Source organism: Frigoribacterium sp. CFBP 13605 (genome assembly GCF_014839405.1).
In the GTDB taxonomy this organism is placed as follows: Bacteria; Actinomycetota; Actinomycetes; order Actinomycetales; family Microbacteriaceae; genus Frigoribacterium.
The window spans coordinates 1-2,033 of record NZ_JACYNS010000191.1; the positions used below are offsets into that span (position 1 = coordinate 1).

Annotated in this window: 2 protein-coding genes; both read left to right on the top strand. The window is 73.9% G+C overall.

Annotated features, from left to right (window positions below; all coding sequences use genetic code 11):
* The first annotated feature begins 155 nt into the window (after nt 1-155).
* Nucleotides 156-1,199: a 4-hydroxythreonine-4-phosphate dehydrogenase PdxA gene (gene pdxA / locus IFT36_RS15895; RefSeq protein ID WP_200413649.1), complete on the top strand. Its 1,044-nt coding sequence runs from the start codon at nt 156-158 to the stop codon at nt 1,197-1,199.
* Nucleotides 1,200-1,247: 48 nt separating this feature from the next.
* The gene (locus tag IFT36_RS15900) at nt 1,248-2,024 is read left to right on the top strand and encodes a DeoR/GlpR family DNA-binding transcription regulator (RefSeq protein WP_200413650.1); all 777 of its coding nucleotides are present in this window, start codon (nt 1,248-1,250) and stop codon (nt 2,022-2,024) included.
* Nucleotides 2,025-2,033: the final 9 nt, after the last annotated feature.

The window sequence follows — 2,033 nt, forward strand, 5'->3', positions numbered from 1 at the left end:
GACGGCCGGCTCGTCGCCACGAAGCCCGGCAGCTTCGGCGGCCCGACCGTGCTCGCCGACCTCGTCGACCTGGTGCGCCGCACGCGCGCCGGCGCCGACCCCCACGTCCTCACCGCGTCGGCAGCGTCCGGCGCCCCCACGAAACGGAGAACCCCATGACCACGACGACCCCCGACACGCGGCCGTTCATCGCCGTCACCATGGGCGACGGCGCCGGCGTCGGACCCGAGGTCACCGTCGGCGCACTGCTCGACGAGGCCGCCTACCGCGACGCGAGACCGGTCGTCGTCGGGGACGCCCACCGCCTGCGGCTCGGCGCCGCCGCGCTCGGGGTCGACACCGAGATCGTCGAGGTCGACGGGCCCGCCGACGCCGTCTTCACCCCCGGCCGCATCAACGTCGTCGACCCGCACCTGCTCTCGGCCGACCTGCCCTGGGGTGCCGTCTCGGCCGAGGCCGGGCACGCGGCGTACGAGTACATCCGCATCGCGTGCGAGCTCGGCATGGCCGGTCTCGTGCAGGGCATCTGCACCGCACCGCTGAACAAGGCGGCGCTGCACGAGGCCGGCCACGTGTTCCCGGGCCACACCGAGCTGCTGGCGCACTTCATGGGCGTCGGCGAGGTGTCGATGATGCTCTCGACGCCCAAGATCAAGGTGATCCACGTGACGACCCACATCGGGTTGATCGACGCCATCGCGAAGATCGAGCCCGGCCTCGTCGAGCGCACCGTGCGCCGTGGCTGGGAGGCGCTGCGCCGGGCCGGCGTCGACGACCCCAGGATCGGCGTCTGCGCGATCAACCCGCACGCCGGCGAGAACGGGCTCTTCGGCTACGGCGAGGAGGCCGAGAAGATCACCCCGGCCCTCGAGGTGCTCCAGGCCGACGGCATCCGCGCCGTCGGGCCGCTGCCGGCCGACACCGCGTTCTTCCTCGGCGGCCGCGGCGACTACGACCTCATCGTGGCGATGTACCACGACCAGGGCCACGGCCCGGTGAAGGTGCTCGGCATCGAGGCGGGGGTCAACATCACCGTCGGACTGCCCGTGATCCGCACCTCGGTCGACCACGGCACCGCGTTCGACATCGCCGGCACCGGGGTCGTGGCCGTCGGTAGCATGATCGAGGCGTTGCGCCAGGCGGTCGAGATGTCGCCCAGCCCGGCCGACGCCGCCCGGGTCGGTGCGTCGTCGGCGTGACGCCGCCCGCCCCACCGATCAGGACGGCCATCGCATGAGCACCACCGCATGAGCACCACGGCACGCGAGCGACGCCGCGACATCGTCGACCTGGCCCACACCACCGGCCTCGCGAGCGTCGACGAGCTGAGTCGTCGCTTCGAGGTGACCCCGTCGACCATCCGCCGCGACCTCGCCGAACTCACCCGGCGCGGCGAGATCGCCCGCACCTACGGCGGGGCCATGCCGCTCGGCGCCCCCGGTGCCGAGCCGACCTTCCGTCAGCGCAACCTCGAGGCCGGGGTGGCCAAGGCCGAGATCGCGCGGCACGCCCGCACGCTGGTCCACGACGGCGAGACGCTGCTGTTCGACGCCGGTTCGTCGGTCGCGGCCCTCGCCCGGGAGGCGCGCTCGGGTCTCGTCGCGACCGTCGCCACCACCTCGATCGCCGTGATCCGACAGCTCGCCGACTCGGACGGCATCCACCTCGAGTGCCTCGGCGGCACGCTGCGCCCGGCCAGCCAGGGCTTCGTCGGGCCGCTGGCCGAGGCCGCGCTCGAGCGCCTGACCTTCGACCGGGTGTTCCTCGGCGCCGACGGCGTGCTCGCCTCGGGCCACGTGGTCGAGGCCGACCTCGTGCAGACCCGGCTGAAAGAGCTCATGTGCCGGCAGTCCGAGCGCGTCTACGTGCTGGCGGACGGGTCGAAGCTCGGTCGCGCGACGTTCCACGCCCGCGCGGCGCTGCCCGAGGGCTGGACGCTCGTGACCGACGCCACCGCCACGACCGAGGCGCTGGCCGAGTTCGCGGCCGCCGGCGTCGACGTGGTCGTCGCGCCCGCCGGATGACCCGCCCGC